Consider the following 18,017-nt stretch of genomic DNA (forward strand, 5'->3'; position numbering starts at 1 on the left):
GTCTGAACGATGGCGAGTGGACCCGTCACAACAGAAAGACCGAGCAGCCTGTCCGGGCTGACGGAACCGGAAGCCAAGGAGTTCCACGCGATCTTCCTGACGAGCTTCCTCATATTCACGGCGATCGCCGTGGTCGCCCACATCCTCGTCTGGCTGTGGCGTCCGTGGCTCCCCGGACCGCAGGGCTACGCCTCTCTCGAGGGCGTTCGCGATGCGGCCCACGCCCTCGTCACGATGATCGGCTGAGGAGGATCGGATGCACAAGGTTTGGTTGCTCTTCGATCCGCGGCGCACGCTGGTGGCTCTGTTCACCTTCCTCTTTATCCTGGCGCTGCTGATCCACTTCATCCTGCTCTCGACCGACCGGTTCAACTGGCTGGACGGCCCGAGAAACAACAAGGCGGCCCAGAACACCATCACGCTCGCGCTGCCGCAGATGCCGGCCTGACCGCCGGTCCGGACCGCGGCGCGCGAGGGCCGCGGTCCACCAATTTTCCTCTTCTCCGGCCTGACTGAGGAGCAGCCGCCATGGCGATGCTGAGCTTCGAGCGCAAATACAGGGTTCGCGGCGGCACCTTGCTCGGAGGCGACCTGTTCGACTTCTGGGTCGGGCCGTTCTTCGTCGGTTTCTTCGGCGTCGTCGGCATGTTCTTCACGGTGCTGGGCACCGCGCTCGTCATCTACGGCGCCGCGATCGGACCAACCTGGAACATCTGGCAGATCAACATCGCGCCGCCCGATGTCAGCTACGGCCTGAGACTCGCGCCGCTGAAGGATGGCGGGCTCTGGCAGATCATCACCATGTGCGCGCTCGGCTCGTTCGTCTCCTGGGCGCTGCGCGAGGTCGAGATCTGCCGCAAGCTCGGGATCGGCTACCACGTCCCGGCGGCCTTCGGGATGGCGATCTTCGCCTACTTCACCCTCGTGGTGATCCGGCCGCTGCTGATGGGCGCCTGGGGCTACGGCTTCCCGTACGGCATCCTCAGCCATCTCGATTGGGTGTCCAACACCGGATACCAGTATCTCCACTTCCACTATAATCCGGCCCACATGCTGGCCGTGACGTTCTTCTTCACGACGACGCTGGCCCTCGCGATGCACGGCGGCCTGATCCTGTCGGCGACCAACCCGAAGAAGGGCGAGACCGTCAAGACGCCCGAGCACGAGGACACCTTCTTCCGCGACACGATCGGCTACTCGATTGGCACGCTCGGCATCCACCGCCTCGGCCTGTTCCTGGCCCTCTCTGCAGGGTTCTGGAGCGCGGTCTGCATCGTCATCAGCGGGCCATTCTGGACGCAGGGCTGGCCGCAATGGTGGGGCTGGTGGCTCAACCTGCCGGTCTGGCGGTGACGGGTCGGACGCGATCGGAACGAGGGGACTAACGCGGGTCGCCGCCGCCCAGCGCGCGGCACTCCGGGGGAGGGCAGGCCATGGCCTATTACCAGAACATCTTCACGCAGGTTCAGGTGCGCCCGCTCGTGCCGGATCAGGGCGTTCCGGTCGCGGTCGACGAGCGGGTCGGCAAGCCGTTCAACAGCTACCTGTTCGGGCTGATCGGCAACAGCCAGGTCGGGCCCATCTACATCGGCTACATCGCGGCCCTGTCGATCACCTGCGGGGTGATCGCCTTTGAGATCATCGGGCTCAATATGTGGGCCTCGGTGAACTGGGATCCGGTTCAGTTCGTCCGGCAATTGCCGTGGCTCGCCCTCGAGCCACCCCTCCCGAAGTACGGCCTGAAGGTCCTTCCGCCCCTGAACGAGGGCGGGTGGTGGCTCATCGCGGGCTTCTTCCTGACGGCCTCGATCCTGCTGTGGTGGGTCCATCTCTACAAGCGGGCGCGGGCGCTCGGCCTCGGCCTGCACGTGCCGTGGGCCTTCGCGTCGGCGATCTGGCTCTACCTCGTCCTCGGCTTCATCCGGCCGGTGCTGATGGGTTCGTGGTCGGAAGCCGTGCCGTTCGGCATCTTCCCGCACCTCGACTGGACCGCCGCCTTCTCGCTCCGCTACGGGAACCTGTTCTACAACCCGTTCCACATGCTCTCGATCACGTTCCTCTACGGGTCGACGCTGCTGTTCGCGATGCACGGGGGCACGATCCTGGCCTGTTCGCGCTACGGCGCGGAGCGCGAGATCGACCAGATCGTCGACCGCGGCACTGCCACCGAGCGCGCCGCCCTGTTCTGGCGCTGGACCATGGGCTTCAACGCCACGATGGAGTCGGTCCACCGCTGGGCGTGGTGGTTCGCCGTGCTGACGACGCTGACCGGTGGCATCGGCATCCTGCTCACCGGGACCGTGGTCGACAACTGGTACCTCTGGGCGGTCAAGCACGGCGTCGCGCCCTCGTACCCGCAGGTCTACGGCCCGATCGTGGATCCCGCCCATCTCGCACCCGGCATGAAGCCGTGAGGAGGCCGTCATGAAGACGATTCTGGCGGTGGCCGGCGGCGCACTGGCCCTCTTCCTCACCATCGCGATGTTCGGCGGCGCCGGCTGGACCCACCCGCCGATGGCGAACAAGCAGACCGGCTTCCGCGGGACGGGCATGGACCTGATCCGCACCCGCGCCGGCAACGAGGCGCTGGCCGCCGCGAACGTCGCCCCGACCCCGGCCGATCCGGCCGATGCGGGCGGCGACAAGGCCTCCGCCGTCTACCAGAACGTCCAGGTTCTGGGCGATCTCTCGGCCGAGCAGTTCAACCGGCTGATGGTGTCGATCACCGAGTGGGTGGCCCCGCAGCAGGGCTGCACCTACTGCCACAGCACCGAGAACATGGCGTCCGACGAGCTCTACCAGAAGCGCGTCGCCCGGCGGATGCTCCAGATGACCCAGTACATCAACTCGTCCTGGAAGGAGAACCACGTCCATCAGGCGGGCGTGACCTGCTACACCTGTCACCGCGGCAATCCGGTGCCGGCCAATATCTGGTTCGATCATCCGGTTCAGGGGGCGGGGCGCTTCATCCCGCGCAACAACAGCCAGAACCTCGCCTCCGCAGAAGTCGGCAACACCTCGCTGCCCTACGACGTCTATCAGGCCTTCTATCAGCACAAGGAGACGTCGGAGGACGCGGTCCGGGTCAACGCCACCACTGCGCTGCCGGAGACCAAAGGCAAGCCGATCCAGGACGCCGAGAAGACCTTCGCGATCATGATCAGCATGTCGCAATCGCTCGGGGTCAACTGCACCTTCTGCCACAACACCCGGTCGGTGGCGCAGTGGGACACCAGCACGCCCAACCGTGTCCATGCCTGGTACGGCATCCGGATGGTGCGTGACCTGAACCAGGATTATATGGAGCCGCTGAAATCGACATTCCCGCGGAACCGGCTCGGGATCCTGGGCGACGTGCCGAAGATCAACTGCGCCACCTGTCACAACGGCGCCAACAAGCCGCTCAACGGCGCCAACGTGATCGAGCCCTATCCGGAGCTGTCGCACCCGACGATCGCCGTGAGCCTGCCGACCGGCGAGGCCAAGGACCCGATCCCCGGGACCGAGACCCCGACGCCAAAGCCCTGATCCGCCCCGGGGCGGCCGGACCACCGGCCGCCCCGCCCAAGCTACAGGGAACCTCCGTGGGGTAGAGGCGTCGATACCGGCGGCCAAGCTCGGCCCTCAGGAGGCGTCCGTGACCATCACCATCTCGAACCTCCAGCCGCTGATCGCGATCCTCGCCGGGATCCTGATCCTGGTGATGCCGCGGCTGCTCAACTACATCGTCGCGATCTACCTGATCGTCGTCGGCGTGATCGGGCTCGGGATTCTGCATTGACGGGCCGCGCCCGCGCCGCGACGGCGCGGACCTGACAGACCGCTCGAGCCGTCAGTCGCGCACGCACAGGGCCATCGCGCGTTCATCTTGCGTTGCGCTGCGGGATGGTCCAACCCCGCCCATCAGCTCGGCCGGCGCCGGGCACCAGATACGGACGGGATCGACATGGCGACCGGCAGCGCGAAGTGGGTCTACGCCTTCGGCGACGGCAAGGCGGAGGGCAAGTCGCAGATGCGCGACCTGCTCGGCGGCAAGGGCGCCAACCTCGCCGAGATGTCCAACCTGGGTCTGCCGGTCCCGCCGGGCTTCACGATCACCACCGAGGTCTGCACCTACTTCTACGATCACGGCAAATCCTATCCGCCGGAGCTCAAGGATCAGGTCGCGGAAGCGCTCGCCCAGGTGGGCAAGCTCACCGGCCGCAAGTTCGGCGACGCGACGAACCCGCTGCTCGTGTCGGTCCGCTCGGGTGCGCGCGCCTCGATGCCCGGCATGATGGACACGGTCCTCAATCTCGGCCTCAACGACGAGACCGTCCTGGCCCTCGCCAAGGAGGCCGACGACGAGCGCTTCGCCTACGATTCGTACCGCCGGTTCATCACGATGTACTCGAACGTGGTGCTCGGCGTTGAGCACCACGCCTTCGAGGAGGCGCTGGAGCAGTACAAGGAGGGCAAGGGCTTCGACCTCGACACCGAGCTCGGCGCCGGCGACTGGAAGACCCTCATCCAGACCTACAAGAAGATCGTGCGCGACGAGCACGGCTCGGACTTCCCGCAGGGCGCGGACGACCAACTCTGGGGCGCGATCGGCGCCGTGTTCAATTCGTGGATGATCCCCCGCGCGAAGAAGTACCGGGAGCTGAACAACATCCCGGAGAGCTGGGGCACGGCCGTTAACGTGCAGGCCATGGTGTTCGGCAACATGGGCGACACGTCGGCCACCGGCGTCGCCTTCACCCGCAACCCCTCCACCGGTGAGAAGGCGCTCTACGGCGAGTTCCTGATCAACGCGCAGGGCGAGGATGTCGTGGCGGGCATCCGCACCCCGCAGAACATCACCGAGAAGGCGCGGGAAGAAGCGGAGAGCGACAAGCCTTCCATGGAGAAGGCCATGCCCGAGAGCTTCGCGGAGCTGACCCGGATCTACGGGATCCTGGAGTCGCACTACCGCGACATGCAGGACATGGAATTCACCATCGAGAAGGGGAAGCTCTGGATGCTCCAGACCCGCAACGGCAAGCGCACGGCCAAGGCCGCCCTGCGCATCGCCGTTGATCTGGCGGGCGAGGGGCTGATCTCCCGCGAGGAGGCGATCGGCCGCGTCGAGCCCGGCGCCCTCGACCAACTCCTGCACCCGACCATCGACCCGAAGGCCGACCGCAAGGTCATCGCCTCCGGCCTGCCGGCCTCGCCCGGCGCGGCGACCGGCGAGATCGTGTTCAACTCCGAGGACGCGGAGGCGCACCGCAAGGCCGAGCGCAAGTGCATCCTGGTGCGGATCGAGACCTCGCCCGAGGACATCCACGGCATGCACGCCGCCGAGGGCATCCTCACCACCCGCGGCGGCATGACCAGCCACGCGGCCGTGGTGGCCCGCGGCATGGGCAAGCCCTGCGTCTCCGGCGTCGGCTCGATCCGGATCGACTACAAGGCGCAGACCCTGACGGTCGGCGGCACGACGCTGAAGGCCGGCGACCGGATCACCATCGACGGGTCCACGGGCCAGGTGATCCAGGGCGAGGTGAAGATGCTGGAGCCCGAGCTGTCGGGCGACTTCGCCACCCTGATGGAGTGGGCCGACGCGATCCGCGGCATGAAGGTCCGCGCCAACGCCGACACACCGACCGACGCCCGGACCGCGCGCAACTTCGGCGCCGAGGGCATCGGCCTCTGCCGCACCGAGCACATGTTCTTCGAGGGTGACCGCATCATCGCGGTCCGCGAGATGATCCTCGCCGACGACGCCGAGGGCCGGCGCGCGGCGCTGGCGAAGATCCTGCCCTACCAGCGCCAGGACTTCCTGGAGCTGTTCACGATCATGTCCGGCCTGCCGGTCACGATCCGCCTCCTCGACCCGCCGCTGCACGAGTTCCTGCCGCACACCGACGCCGAGGTCGCCGAGGTCGTGAAGGCGACGGGCGTTTCCGAGGAGAAGATCCGGCACCGGACGCGCGAGCTGTCCGAGCACAACCCGATGCTCGGCTTCCGCGGCTGCCGCCTCGCGATCGCCTTCCCGGAGATCGCCGAGATGCAGGCCCGCGCGATCTTCGAGGCCGCGGTCCAGGCGGCCGCCGATACCGGCAAGGCGGTGACGCCCGAAGTGATGGTGCCGCTGGTCTTCACCCGCGCCGAGTTCGACATCGTGAAGGCCCGGATCGACGCCATGGCGAAGGCCGTGGCCGAGGAGAAGGGCGCGACCCTCGACTATCAGGTCGGCACGATGATCGAGCTGCCGCGCGCGGCCCTCAAGGCCAACGAGATCGCCGAGACCGCGGAGTTCTTCTCCTTCGGCACCAACGACCTCACCCAGACGGCGCTGGGCATCTCCCGCGACGACGCCGCCACCTTCCTGGGCCCCTACACCCAGAAGGGCATCCTGCCGGCCGACCCGTTCATCACGATCGACCAGGAAGGCGTGGGCGAGCTGGTGCGCATCGGCGTCGAGCGCGGCCGCAAGACGCGCCCGGACATCAAGCTCGGCATCTGCGGCGAGCACGGCGGCGACCCCGCCTCGATCGGCTTCTGCCAGGAGGTGGGACTCGATTACGTGTCCTGCTCGCCCTACCGGGTGCCGATTGCCCGGCTGGCGGCCGCCCAGGCGGCGCTCGGCAAGGTCGCCGGCAAGGAAGGCTGAGACCGGTCCGGGGGACGCCGAGCATGTCCCCCTTTCGGCTATCAACCGTCCGTATGAGGATCAGTGGAAAAATTCGCCTTTCGGTCGAACTCGCCTCTTTTTGAGGCGTTCTTGGATTGAGCGGGTACGCCGGACGTGCGCCTAATCGGCCCGCGTCGGGTTCAGCATCGCCCGTCAGAAGCGGCCGCCACCATGTCCCACAGCCCATCGCCGCTGTGCCTCGCCGAGACCGAAGCGGTCGCGGCTGTCCCGAGCGTCGCCGTTCGCGCCTATCTCGCTCTCGTCGCCGGTCTCGGCGGTGTCGTCACGGCCGTGATGCTGATGATGTCGGTCGCGGCCAACAGCGGCAGCGAGGCGGAGCGCATCTCGGCGACGCAGGAAGACAGCTACGCGACCACGCTGGTCGGCGCGCTGGCGGTCAACCTGTCCAAGCCGCTCCGCTGAGCGCGATCCCGGTGCCGACCGCCTCGGGCGGCGCGGTCCGGTGCGCGGCTCCGATGCGGACGTCCTGACGACGACGGTCGAATCACCGCGCCCCAGACACGGCCCGCGCGGCCGAGCCGGTGAAACGGGTCGGCAGATCGTCGCCGGGGCTGCGTGGACTGAAGCGCGTGGTGACCCGATCGGGCGCGGCGCCGACCACCGCGTCGGGCGCGGCACCGCGCAGGCGCGTGGCGGCCACGTGCACGGGCGTGGCGCGGCTCGCCGGGGCAGCGCCCGGGCCGGCCGATACGGAGTCGAACAGGGCGCGCAGTTGCGCCTTGGCATCCGCGTCCGGAGCCACGAGGGAGCGGGCGCGAGCCGGAACCGCCGCCGCCGGCTTGTCGAGGGCGCGGATCTCGGCCGCCGGCGCGAGGTTGGCCATCCCGCGCTCCAGCGCCGCGAACTGCACAGGGCGGGGCGGCGGCAGGGGCATGTTCAGGCTCGCCGCGACGGCGGCCATATCGGCGGGGCGCCGCGGCGGGAGCGGTGCCGTGACGGCGGTCACGGTATCGTCGACGGCGACCGGCTGACTGGCGGTCAGGAGCGCCTTGGCGTCGGCGGGCCTGGTGTCGGAGGGCTTGGTCTCGGCACCTTTCGCCTGTGCCCGCTCGGCGAGCGAGCCGCGCAGGGCGTCGTCGGCCGCGGGCGCCGCGTAGGCGAGGGCCGCGCGCGCGCCCGCCGCATCCTGCGGATCGGCGCTCGCCACGGCGACGACGGGCGCGCGCCGCGATTTCCGCGCCGTCTCCACCGGAGCCGGCGCCGGCGCGGGCTCCGGTGCCGACCGCCCGCCGCCGAACAGGCTGGCCAGGAAGCCGAACAGGCCGGGCCCGTCCTCCTCCTCGCCGCTGGCCATCTGCGTCGTGAGGCCCGCCACGGTACCGCCGCGGGCCAGGATCTCGGCCTTGGCCTCCTCGTAGCGGGGGAAGGGGCGGTTGTCGCTCGGGAGCAGGACGGTCTTGCCGTCCGGGAACAGGCGGGCGAGCTGGTCGTGGGTCATGCGCGGCCACATCCGCACCGAACCCACGTCGAGGTGCACGAAGGGCGTTCCGGCATGGGGGTACCAGCCGACGCCGCCCCGCTGCATCCGGAGGCCGACCTCCCGGATCCGGTCGATCGACACGTCCGGCAGGAAGAAGTCCATCGCCTTGCCGAGCATGTGCTGGCTGTACTCGGCCACCATCCTGGAGCGGCGGCGCAGCATCGCGTTGGTGCCCGGGGAGCGGTAGGCCGACACGACGTGGATCGGCTGCGTCGCCCCGACCTGGCGATAGGCCTCCCAGACCGTATCGAACAACCGCGGGTCCATCTTGGTCGGCTCGTTGACCCGCCAGTCGCGCAGGAGCCAGTTCAGCTGCTCGAGGGCCGCGCGGTCGTAGCGACCATCGCGCTTGAACGTGATGGTCGCGCTCTCCTGCGTGTGGGTGTGGTAGATCGACAGGGAGCGGGTGTCGCCGTTGGCGACCGCGTCCTCGGTCTCGGCCGTCCCGGCGATCAGTCCGAGCGCGAGGCCGGACAGGGCGAGGGTGACGTGGCGAAGGGCGCGCGGGAGACTGGGCACGACGGTCCTGATCCTCTCCCGACAGCCTGACCCGACGCCTGTTGAACCGGGTTCGCGACCGAAACGGCTAAGGCTCGACCGTGGCGAAATCGTGCCCGGCTGTGCGGCCGCGCACCTGAAAGTTGCTGGTGGCGCGGGTGGGCTACCACCACCCGCGCGGCGCCGCCTGCTGCGGCGCGGGCGTCCAGAGGCCGGGCTCGCCGTATTCCGGCGCGCTGTCGGCACGGGCGGCGCGACGCTGGGCGCGGCGCGGCGTCTCCGCCTCCTCGTAGCGCCCGCCCGGCCACGCGTCGGCATCCGCGACCGGCCGCTCGGGCGCGCGGCGATGGACGGTCCGGGGCGCGGGCGGCTTCGGGGCGCGCTCGGCCTTGCGCCGTGGCGGCTCGTCCGGGAGCCGCGCGATCGCCGGCCCGCCGCCGCCGGGCAGCCCGAGGGCCGCGCGCATCGGCGCGTCGTAGCCGTAGAGATCCGGCAGGGTGCGGTAGGCGCCGCCGTCGTCCACGAAGGCGGTGAAGTAGGCGAGGTGGACCGGCAGCTTCTCCGGCAGCCGGATGGTGCGCTCGCCCTTGCCGATCAGCTTCTTCAGCCGATCCGCGGACCAGTTCGGCAGCACCGCGTCGGCGAGGCGGAACGGGTCGTCGACGCGGACGCAGCCGTGGCTGAAATCGCGCTTCGCGGCGGAGAACAGCGAGCGGTTCGGCGTGTCGTGCAGGTAGACCGCGTGCTGGTTCGGGAACATGAACTTGATGAAGCCGAGCGCATTGCGCTCCCCCGGGGGCTGGCGCAGCGAGATGTGCCCGCCGCGACGGACGACCTCGTAGCCGCCCCAGGTCTTGCCGCCGTAGCCGGCGAGCTTCGGCGCCATCGTCTTCAGAATCGACGGCGGGACGTACCAGGACGGGTTGACGACCGCGTACTCCATCATCCCGGAGAACAGCGGCGTGCGCGATTCCGGCTTGCCGACGATGACCCGCGCCTCGTCGCGCATCACACCGCCCCGGTAGGCGCGCAGGCGATATTCCGGCACGTTGACGAGGATGTAATCCGGCCCCAGATCGCCGGGGAGCCAGCGCCACCGCTCCATGTTGACGATGAGTTCGGCCTCTCCGCCCGTCGGGCGCGCGGCGCGGCCCGCATCGGCGAGGGCCAGCACCGTCTGGACGTTCAGGACGCCGTTCCCCGGCAGGCCGCGGCCGCGCTGAAACTTCGCCACCGCGTCGGCGACGACGGGGTCGTACTCCTCCGGCTCGCCCGGCCCCTTGTCCAGGGTCGCCGCAGGACGGCTCTCCAGGTCGAAATGCGCCCGCAGCAGCGGGACGCGGGGATCGCGCATGCCGACGCGGAGAGCCGGTCCGGCCGGGAGGCGCAGCGGCTTCACCGCGGTCGGCGCGGGTCCCCGCAGGGCGGCGAGCCGCGCCTTCAGCGCGAGGTAGCCCTGAGTCGCCGGGTTGTAGGCCTGCAGCGCCTCGCCGGCCTTCGCGCCGGCCTCGTCGAGCTTCGCCAGGACGTCGTTGCCGGCCGGGAGATCGAGGTGCGGGGTGATCAGCCGCGAGATCGAGGCCAGGTTGATCCGGCCGCCGCGGGCGTCCCGGGCGTAGAGAACCGCCGCCGCGGACAGGCGCAGATCGGCGTCGGCGACCGCCTTCTCGTCCGGGTTATCGGCGAGCGTCGGGACCGTGTAGGCGCGGGGGTCGAGACCGTCCTCGGCGGCGGCCGCCAACCGCGCCGAGACCGCCTTCGCGGCGTCGGTCCAGGCCCCGCCGGAGATCCAGATCGGCTTGAAGCCGCGGGCCTCGTAGAAGCTCCGGATCGCGTCCCGGTCCTTGCCGGTGAGGCGCAGCAGCAGGGGCGCGGCATCCGCGAACCGGGCGAAGACCGCGGCGCCGAGCGGGTCCGTCGGGGCGACCGGAGCCGCCGCGGCGGGAGCCGGGGCCGGCTCGGCCGCCGGCGCCTCCGGCTTGTAGTCGGGAAGGGCCGCTGCGGCGGGCGCGGACGTGTCCGCCTGCGCGGGCGGCGCCGGCAAGGCGACGGGCGGGGAGGCGGGGATATCGGTGGCCGGCTGGTCCAGCGCGACCGTCGCGGCGCGGAGGGAGCCGGCCGGGGCCAGCGTGCCGCCGAGAAGGGCGGCCAGCGCGATGAGGCTGGAGCGCGGGACGCGCATCGTGATCTCCCGGGGCGCGGCGGCAGGACCGCACGCTCAGATTGTGATTATCCGCGCAAGCGTGGCTTTGAGCAACCGCAGTTATCGCGAATAGAGGCTCGGTCCTGCAGGTGAATGTGTCATTTCTAATGCTGCTCAGCTTACGATCCGCTCAATCATCTGCCGGCGCGACGTAGCAGGGCCGAGAATTTCAGCGACCGTGGCCGAAACGAATGCGCGCGGTGCGCTAGCGCACGCCGCGCTCGATCAGGCCGCGTCCTCGGTTTTATCGTCCTCCTCCAGCCCCAGATCCTTGAGCTTGCGGTAGAGGGTGGAGCGTCCGATGCCGAGGCGGCGCGAGACCTCGGACATCCGCTGCCGGTAGAACTGGAGCGCGAAGCGGATGATCTCCGCCTCCAGGACGTCCATCGGCTTCATCTCGCCGGTCTCCTCGGCGACGAGCGACATGGCGTGCGGGTCGCGGACCTCGACGCGGACGATCTCCCGCACCGGTTCGGGGGCGTAGGCCGGCATCTGCGGCTGGACCGGTGCTGCCGGGATCCGCACGTCGAAGCCCTCGACCTGCGCGGCGATCTGGGGGAATTCGGAGACGGTCAGCTCGTCGCCGTCCGCCAGCACGACGGCGCGGAACAGGGCGTTCTCCAGCTGCCGGACGTTGCCCGGCCAGGGATAGCGCGTGAGCAGGGCCATGGCCTCCGGGCTGATCGCCCGCACGCGCTTGCCTTCCTCGGCCGAGAACCGCGCGCAGAACGAGCGGACGAGATCCGGGATGTCCTCGCGGCGCGCCCGCAGGGGCGGCAGCGTCATCGGGAAGACGTTCAGGCGGTAGTAGAGATCCTCGCGGAACTTGCCCTGCTTCACGAGGTCGAGCAGCGACCGGTTCGTCGCCGAGACGAGCCGGATGTCCACCCGCACCGAGCGCTTGCCGCCGACGGGATCGACCTCGCCCTCCTGGAGGGCCCGGAGCAGTTTCACCTGTGCGTCGAGGGGCAACTCGCCGATCTCGTCCAGAAACAAGGTCCCGCCCGAGGCCTCGACGAACTTGCCGGCGTGCTTCTCGGTGGCGCCGGTGAACGCCCCCTTCTCGTGGCCGAACAGGGTGGATTCCACCAGGTTCTCCGGGATCGCCCCGCAATTGACGGTCACGAAGGGCTTGCCGCGCCGGTCGCCGGACCCCTGGATCGCCCGGGCCAGGACCTCCTTGCCGACACCGGACTCGCCCTCGATCAGAACGGGGATGTTCGACTTCGCCGCCCGCTCGGCGAGGCGGATCACCCGCTCCATGTCGGGGCTCTTCGAGGTGAGATCCTTGAAGGTGAGCGCCCCGGAGGCGCGGCGGCGCATGCGGCGCACCTCCTCCTCGAGCGTGTCGACCCGCAGGGCATTCTTGATCGAGACCTGGAGCCGCTCCGCGCCCGCCGGTTTGACCACGAAATCCACGGCGCCGGCCCGCATGGCGCTGACCACCGTGTCGATGGAGCCGTTGGAGGTCTGGACGATGACCGGCGTGGCGAGGCCGCTCTTGCGCATCTCGGCCAGGACACCGAGCCCGTCGAGCCCCGGCATCACGAGGTCGAGGAGCACGACATCCGCACCCTCGGATCGCAGCAGGGTCAGCGCGTCCGCACCGGTCTCGGCGATCCGCGCCTCGAAGCCGAAGCGGCGCACGGCCGCCTCGGCCAGGCGCCGCTGGACCGGATCGTCATCCACGATGAGCACGGTGGCGGACATGGCGGCTCCCTGAACGGCGCGCGAAGGCCGGACACGCGACGCGGGCTCGACCCGGTCGCGGCCTTCCGATTCGGCGACTGTTTCGTTTCGAGCCGTAGGGTGACCGACAGTCGTAAAGTGCCGCTTAACGACGTTTGCGCCGCGTCGTCACCGATCGCGCGCCGGTCCGACGGTCCCTCCGCGTTGAACGCGTGGCGGCACGCTCGATATCAGGGTACGGGGCCGGAGCCCTTGGAGAGGATCGCACACCATGATGCCGAGCCACACCGCCTCGCCGGTGACTGTCCGCCTGCCGGAGGGCGTGAGTGCCGCGCGCGCCGCCGCGAAGGCTGCCGACCTCGGCCATCTTCCGGAATGGGACCTCACGGATCTCTATTCCGGCCTCGATGATCCGAACTTCTCCGGCGACATGACCCGCGCTGAGGAGGAGTGCCGCCGCTTCTCCGAGACCTACGCCGGCCGGATCGCGGAGCTCGCCGCGGGCCCGGACGCGTCCGCGCGGCTGGCCGAGGCGGTGCGCGCCTACGAGGGCATCGAGGACCTGCTGGGCAGGCTCATGTCCTTCGCAGGTCTCGTCTATTCCGGCGACACCACCGACGAGGCGTGCGCCAAGTTCTACGGCGACACCCGCGAGCGGCTGACCAGCGCCTCGGCGGATCTCCTCTTCTTCGCCCTGGAGCTGAACCGCGTCGACGATACGGCCATGAACGCCGCGATGGCCGAAGGGCCGCTCGCCCACTACGCCCCGTGGATCGAGGACCTGCGGCGGGAGAAGCCGCACCAGCTCGACGATCGCACCGAGAAGCTGTTCCTCGAGAAGTCGGTCACGTCGAACGCCGCCTGGGACCGGCTGTTCAACGAAACGATCGCCGCGCTGCGCTTCACCGTGCAGGGCGAGGAGATGCCGCTGGAGCCGACGCTCAACAAGCTTCAGGATCCGGACGGCGCGGTCCGCAAGGAGGCGGCCGGCGCGATCAGCGCGGTCCTGCGCGGTCAGCTGCGGGTGTTCACGCTCATCACCAACACGCTGGCGAAGGACAAGGAGATCAGCGACCGCTGGCGCGGGTTCAAGGACGTCGCGGACGCGCGCCACCTGTCGAACCGGGTCGAGCCCGAGGTGGTGGAAGCCCTCGTCGACGCCGTGCGGGCGGCCTATCCCCGCCTGTCCCACCGCTACTACACGCTCAAGGCGAAGTGGTTCGGGCAGGAGGCGCTGCCCTACTGGGACCGCAACGCGCCGCTGCCCCGCGTCGAGCAGCGCACGATCCCGTGGACGGAGGCCCGCGACACGGTGCTGTCCGCCTACGACGCCTTCTCGCCGAAGATGGCGGGGATCGCGCGGCGCTTCTTCGACGAGCGCTGGATCGACGCGCCGACCCGTCCCGGCAAGGCGCCGGGCGCCTTCGCGCATCCGACCGTGCCCTCTGTCCACCCCTATGTGCTGGTCAATTACCAGGGCAAGCCGCGGGACGTGATGACGCTGGCGCACGAGCTGGGCCACGGCGTCCACCAGGTGCTCGCCGGGCCGAACGGCGCCCTCATGGCGCCGACGCCCCTGACGCTGGCCGAGACGGCGAGCGTCTTCGGCGAGATGCTGACCTTCCGTCGGCTCCTCGCCGCGACCACGGACACGACCCAGCGCCGGGCCATGCTCGCCGCCAAGGTCGAGGACATGATCAACACGGTGGTGCGCCAGATCGCCTTCTACTCGTTCGAGCGGAAGGTCCATCTCGCCCGCACCAAGGGTGAGCTGACCACCGATCAGATCAACGCGCTGTGGCTGTCCGTCCAGGCAGAATCGCTCGGTCCGGCGATCACGCTGGATTCCGGCTACGAGCCGTTCTGGGCCTACATCCCGCACTTCATCCACTCGCCGTTCTACGTCTACGCGTACGCGTTCGGCGACTGCCTGGTGAACTCGCTCTACGGCGTCTACGCCCGGGCGGAGGACGGCTTCGTGGACCGCTACTTCGCGTTGCTCGCGGCCGGCGGCTCGAAACCCTACGGCGAGCTGCTCGCGCCCTTCGGCCTCGACGCCAAGGACCCGGGCTTCTGGCAGATCGGGCTCGGCATGATCGAGAGCATGATCGTCGAGCTCGAGAGTATGGAAGGACAGGCCTGAGCCGAGCGCCGCGGACCCCGTCGCCCCCCGCGGCGCAGGGACCCACGCCCCTGGTTCGCGGCCGGGGGCGGCTTATCTGCGCATCATCGTCAGACAAGCAGATCGAGTGATGGCCGAGACCGACCGCGAAGCCAACCGCTTCTCCGCCCGCGCCGGGCGCTACGCCAGCGTGGGCGCCAACGTCGGCGGCGTCGCCGCCCGGATGGCCGTGGCACGGCTGTTCGGAAAGGAGGGCACCACCAACGCCGCCGCCCTGGCGCAGGCGCTGGGCGGCCTGAAGGGCCCGATCATGAAGGTGGCCCAGCTGCTGGCCACCGTTCCGGACCTGCTCCCGCCCGAATACGCGACCGAGTTGCAGAAGCTTCAGGCGGACGCCCCGCCGATGGGCGCGGCCTTCGTCCGGCGCCGGATGCAGTCGGAGCTCGGCGCCGGCTGGCAGGAGCGCTTCGGCAGCTTCGACCTCAAACCCGCGGCGGCGGCCTCGCTGGGCCAAGTCCATCGCGCGACCACCAAGGACGGCGAACGGCTCGCCTGCAAGCTCCAGTACCCGGACATGCAATCGGCCGTTGAGGCCGACCTGAAGCAGCTGGAGGTCGCGTTCGCGCTGCACCGCCGGATGAACACGTGGCTCGACACGCGCGAGATCGCGAAGGAGATCGGCGCCCGGGTGCGCGAGGAGCTCGACTACGAGCGCGAGGCCAAGCACGCGGCGCTCTACGGGGCCGTGCTGAAGGACATCGCGGTGGTGCGCGTGCCGCGCGTCTTTCCGGAGCTCTCGACGAAGCGTCTGCTCACGCTCGGCTGGCTCGACGGGGACAAGATCCTGGGCTTCGCCGACGAGCCGGTCGAGGTGCGCAACCGGATCGCCCAGGCGATGTTCAAGGCGTGGTGGCACCCGTTCAGCCGGGCAGCGGTGATCCACGGCGACCCCCATCTGGGCAATTACACCGTGTTCTCGGACGCCGGCGAGGCCGCGGGAATCAACCTGCTGGACTACGGCTGCGTCCGGATCTTCCATCCGCGCTTCGTCGGCGGCGTCGTGGATCTCTACCGCGGCCTGTTGGAGAACGACGATGCCCGCATCGTCCACGCCTACGAGGTCTGGGGATTCAAGGATCTCGACAAGGAGAAGATCGAGATCCTGAACATCTGGGCCCGCTTCATCTACGGGCCGCTGCTCGAAGACCGTACCCGCACCGTCGCCGACGGCGTGAAGCCGGGGGAGTACGGTCGCCGACAGGCCTTCCAGGTCCATCAGGCCCTGAAGGAGCGCGGGCCCGTGACTGTCCCGCAGGAATTCGTCTTCATGGATCGCGCGGCCGTAGGGCTGGGCGCCGTGTTCCTCCACCTTAGATCTGAGCTCAACTACCACCGGTTGTTCGAGGCCGAGATCGAGCATTTCTCGCTGGACGAACTCACGAAACGCCAGGGCCGGGCACTCACCGAAGCCGGTCTGCCGAAACCGGCCTGATTCGACGCGAAGATCCACCGGGAGAGCGATCAACTTGCGTGCGTCCGATTGCGGCAGGTAAACGCTTGAGCTACATCCGACCGCGACCGCAAGAAGTCGCGTCTTAGGGAAACGAGCGCACGATGGCCGAGAGTGACACGGTGGCCGGGCACACCTACAGCCCGGCGATGGACGCGACGACGCACGAGCAGACCTATCGCGGATTTGTCCGGTTCGTCGAAATCGCCACTGGCGTCGTCATCTGCTGGGTGCTGGCCCTCGCCATCGGCGGGATCCGCGAGGCGTGGCTGCTGGCCATCGTCGGCGTGATCGCCTCCGGAGCCGCGGGCGCGGTGGGCGCCCTCGCGCCGGCCGTGGGGTGGAAGGCCCCGCTGGTCGTCGGCATTCTCCTGGTCCTCTACCTGTTCTTCGCCTGAGAGGGCCGTGGGCGGCGGCGTCGAGCGTCGCCGCGGATGACGAACCCGCTCGCGTTCGCCGAGCGGGACGCTGACACATTGTTGGCAATTAAATTGGGCGCAAGTTACATTCCGGCCGCATCCATCGCGGTATCGTAGATCCGCCTCTCGAAAAGCTGCGCCGGTTCGCGCATTCGAAAGGCCGAGCTTTTCCAGGGGAACCCTCGCATGCGCATTGCTGTGCTGTCCGAGACGGACTCCGCGGAGCCGCGCGTCGCCGCGGTTCCTGAGACCGTCAAGAAGTTCAAGACTCTCGGTGCCGACGTCGTGGTGCAGTCCGGGGCCGGTCAGAAGGCCGGAATTCTGGACTCCGAGTACGAGGCCGCCGGCGCCAGCATCGCTGGGAGCACCGCGGATGCTGCCGGGGATGCCGACCTCGTGCTCAAGGTCCGGCGCCCGAGCGCCGAGGAGCTGCCGCAGCTGAAGCGCGGCGCCACCGTGATCGCGATCATGGACCCCTACGGCAACGAGGACGCCCTCAAGGCGATGGCCGAGGCGGGGATCGACGGCTTCGCCATGGAGCTGATGCCCCGCATCACCCGCGCGCAGGTGATGGACGTCCTGTCCTCGCAGGCGAATCTCGCCGGCTACCGCGCGGTCGTCGACGGCGCCGCCGAGTACGGGCGGGCCATGCCGATGATGATGACCGCCGCCGGCACCGTGCCGGCCGCCCGCGTCTTCGTCATGGGCGTCGGCGTGGCCGGCCTCCAGGCCATCGCGACAGCCCGCCGGCTCGGCGCGGTCGTCACCGCCACCGACGTCCGGCCCGCCACCAAGGAGCAGGTCGAATCGCTCGGCGCCAAATTCGTCGCCGTTGAGGACGACGAATTCAAGCAGGCCGAGACGGCCGGCGGTTACGCCAAGGAGATGTCGGCCGAGTACCAGAAGAAGCAGGCGGAGCTGGTCAAGGGCCACATCGCCAAGCAGGACATCGTCATCACCACCGCGCTGATCCCGGGCCGGCCGGCGCCGAAGCTCGTCTCCGAAGAGATGGTGGCGTCGATGAAGCCCGGTTCGGTCCTCGTCGATCTCGCGGTGGAGCGCGGTGGCAACGTCGCCGGCGCCAAGGCCGGTGAGGTCGTCACGAACGATCGCGGCGTGAAGATCGTCGGCCATGTCAACGTGCCGGGGCGGCTCGCCGCCACCTCGTCGAGCCTCTACGCGCGCAACCTCTACGCCTTCGTCGAGACCCTGATCGACAAGGAGTCGAAAGCGCTGGCCATCAACTGGGACGACGAGCTGGTGAAGGCCACGAACCTCACCCGAGACGGCTCGGTCGTCCACGCATCCTTCCAGCCCAAGACCGATGGCGCAGCCTCGGAAGCCGCCTCCGTGGGGCTGGCCAAGTCGGAGGCCAGCAAGGCGTCCGGTGCGGCCACCCCGGCGGGCGCGCAGTGAA

15 protein-coding genes are annotated in these 18,017 nt (G+C 69.4%); 12 read left to right on the forward strand and 3 right to left on the reverse strand.

Annotation, left to right across the window (positions count from 1 at the left end; all coding sequences use genetic code 11):
* Positions 1-9 precede the first annotated feature (9 nt).
* From pufB to ASG32_RS17675, 8 genes are all read left to right on the forward strand, one after another.
* Complete coding sequence (gene pufB / locus ASG32_RS17645) at positions 10-246, forward strand: light-harvesting antenna LH1, beta subunit (RefSeq protein ID WP_012319767.1); 237 nt, start codon at positions 10-12, stop codon at positions 244-246.
* Between the two features lie 10 nt (positions 247-256).
* Positions 257-448, forward strand: coding sequence for a light-harvesting antenna LH1, alpha subunit (gene pufA, locus ASG32_RS17650; RefSeq protein WP_020091993.1), 192 nt, complete (start codon positions 257-259; stop codon positions 446-448).
* An 80-nt stretch (positions 449-528) separates the two neighbouring features.
* Entirely contained in the window at positions 529-1,353 is an 825-nt protein-coding gene (gene pufL / locus ASG32_RS17655; RefSeq protein WP_020091994.1) for a photosynthetic reaction center subunit L, read from the forward strand.
* Between the two features lie 80 nt (positions 1,354-1,433).
* Entirely contained in the window at positions 1,434-2,414 is a 981-nt protein-coding gene (gene pufM, locus ASG32_RS17660) for a photosynthetic reaction center subunit M (protein WP_020091995.1), read from the forward strand.
* Positions 2,415-2,424: 10 nt separating this feature from the next.
* The gene (gene pufC / locus ASG32_RS17665; protein ID WP_056528659.1) at positions 2,425-3,528 is read left to right on the forward strand and encodes a photosynthetic reaction center cytochrome PufC; all 1,104 of its coding nucleotides are present in this window, start codon (positions 2,425-2,427) and stop codon (positions 3,526-3,528) included.
* Positions 3,529-3,637: 109 nt separating this feature from the next.
* Positions 3,638-3,781, forward strand: coding sequence for a DUF3096 domain-containing protein (locus ASG32_RS32670; RefSeq protein ID WP_012319762.1), 144 nt, complete (start codon positions 3,638-3,640; stop codon positions 3,779-3,781).
* 165 nt (positions 3,782-3,946) lie between these two features.
* Positions 3,947-6,637 carry a pyruvate, phosphate dikinase gene (ppdK, locus tag ASG32_RS17670; protein WP_056528663.1) on the forward strand — a complete coding sequence of 897 codons (2,691 nt, stop codon included), beginning with the start codon at positions 3,947-3,949 and terminating at the stop codon, positions 6,635-6,637.
* A gap of 192 nt (positions 6,638-6,829) precedes the next feature.
* Positions 6,830-7,081 (forward strand): hypothetical protein, encoded by a 252-nt coding sequence (locus tag ASG32_RS17675; protein ID WP_020091998.1) that lies wholly within the window; start codon positions 6,830-6,832, stop codon positions 7,079-7,081.
* An 82-nt stretch (positions 7,082-7,163) separates the two neighbouring features.
* Here the strand turns inward: ASG32_RS17675 and ASG32_RS17680 are convergent, their stop codons facing one another.
* The 3 genes from ASG32_RS17680 to ASG32_RS17690 form a co-directional block, all read right to left on the reverse strand.
* Positions 7,164-8,678 (reverse strand): DUF882 domain-containing protein, encoded by a 1,515-nt coding sequence (locus tag ASG32_RS17680; protein WP_082557927.1) that lies wholly within the window; start codon positions 8,676-8,678, stop codon positions 7,164-7,166.
* A gap of 142 nt (positions 8,679-8,820) precedes the next feature.
* On the reverse strand, positions 8,821-10,839 hold the full coding sequence (locus ASG32_RS17685) for a L,D-transpeptidase family protein (protein WP_056528666.1): 2,019 nt from the start codon (positions 10,837-10,839) through the stop codon (positions 8,821-8,823).
* A gap of 246 nt (positions 10,840-11,085) precedes the next feature.
* Complete coding sequence (locus ASG32_RS17690; RefSeq protein ID WP_020092001.1) at positions 11,086-12,570, reverse strand: sigma-54 dependent transcriptional regulator; 1,485 nt, start codon at positions 12,568-12,570, stop codon at positions 11,086-11,088.
* Between the two features lie 250 nt (positions 12,571-12,820).
* On the opposite strand from ASG32_RS17690, the gene ASG32_RS17695 reads away from it, so the two are divergent.
* The 4 genes from ASG32_RS17695 (at position 12,821) to ASG32_RS17710 (ending at position 18,016) form a co-directional block, all read left to right on the forward strand.
* Positions 12,821-14,692 carry a M3 family oligoendopeptidase gene (locus ASG32_RS17695; protein ID WP_056528669.1) on the forward strand — a complete coding sequence of 624 codons (1,872 nt, stop codon included), beginning with the start codon at positions 12,821-12,823 and terminating at the stop codon, positions 14,690-14,692.
* A gap of 109 nt (positions 14,693-14,801) precedes the next feature.
* Entirely contained in the window at positions 14,802-16,163 is a 1,362-nt protein-coding gene (locus ASG32_RS17700) for an AarF/ABC1/UbiB kinase family protein (protein ID WP_056528674.1), read from the forward strand.
* 122 nt (positions 16,164-16,285) lie between these two features.
* Positions 16,286-16,579 carry an aa3-type cytochrome c oxidase subunit IV gene (locus tag ASG32_RS17705; protein ID WP_020092004.1) on the forward strand — a complete coding sequence of 98 codons (294 nt, stop codon included), beginning with the start codon at positions 16,286-16,288 and terminating at the stop codon, positions 16,577-16,579.
* Positions 16,580-16,786: 207 nt separating this feature from the next.
* Positions 16,787-18,016, forward strand: coding sequence for a Re/Si-specific NAD(P)(+) transhydrogenase subunit alpha (locus ASG32_RS17710; protein WP_056528687.1), 1,230 nt, complete (start codon positions 16,787-16,789; stop codon positions 18,014-18,016).
* The last annotated feature ends 1 nt before the right edge of the window (position 18,017 follow it).

The sequence above is a fragment of the Methylobacterium sp. Leaf361 genome (assembly GCF_001424445.1).
GTDB lineage: Bacteria > Pseudomonadota > Alphaproteobacteria > Rhizobiales > Beijerinckiaceae > Methylobacterium.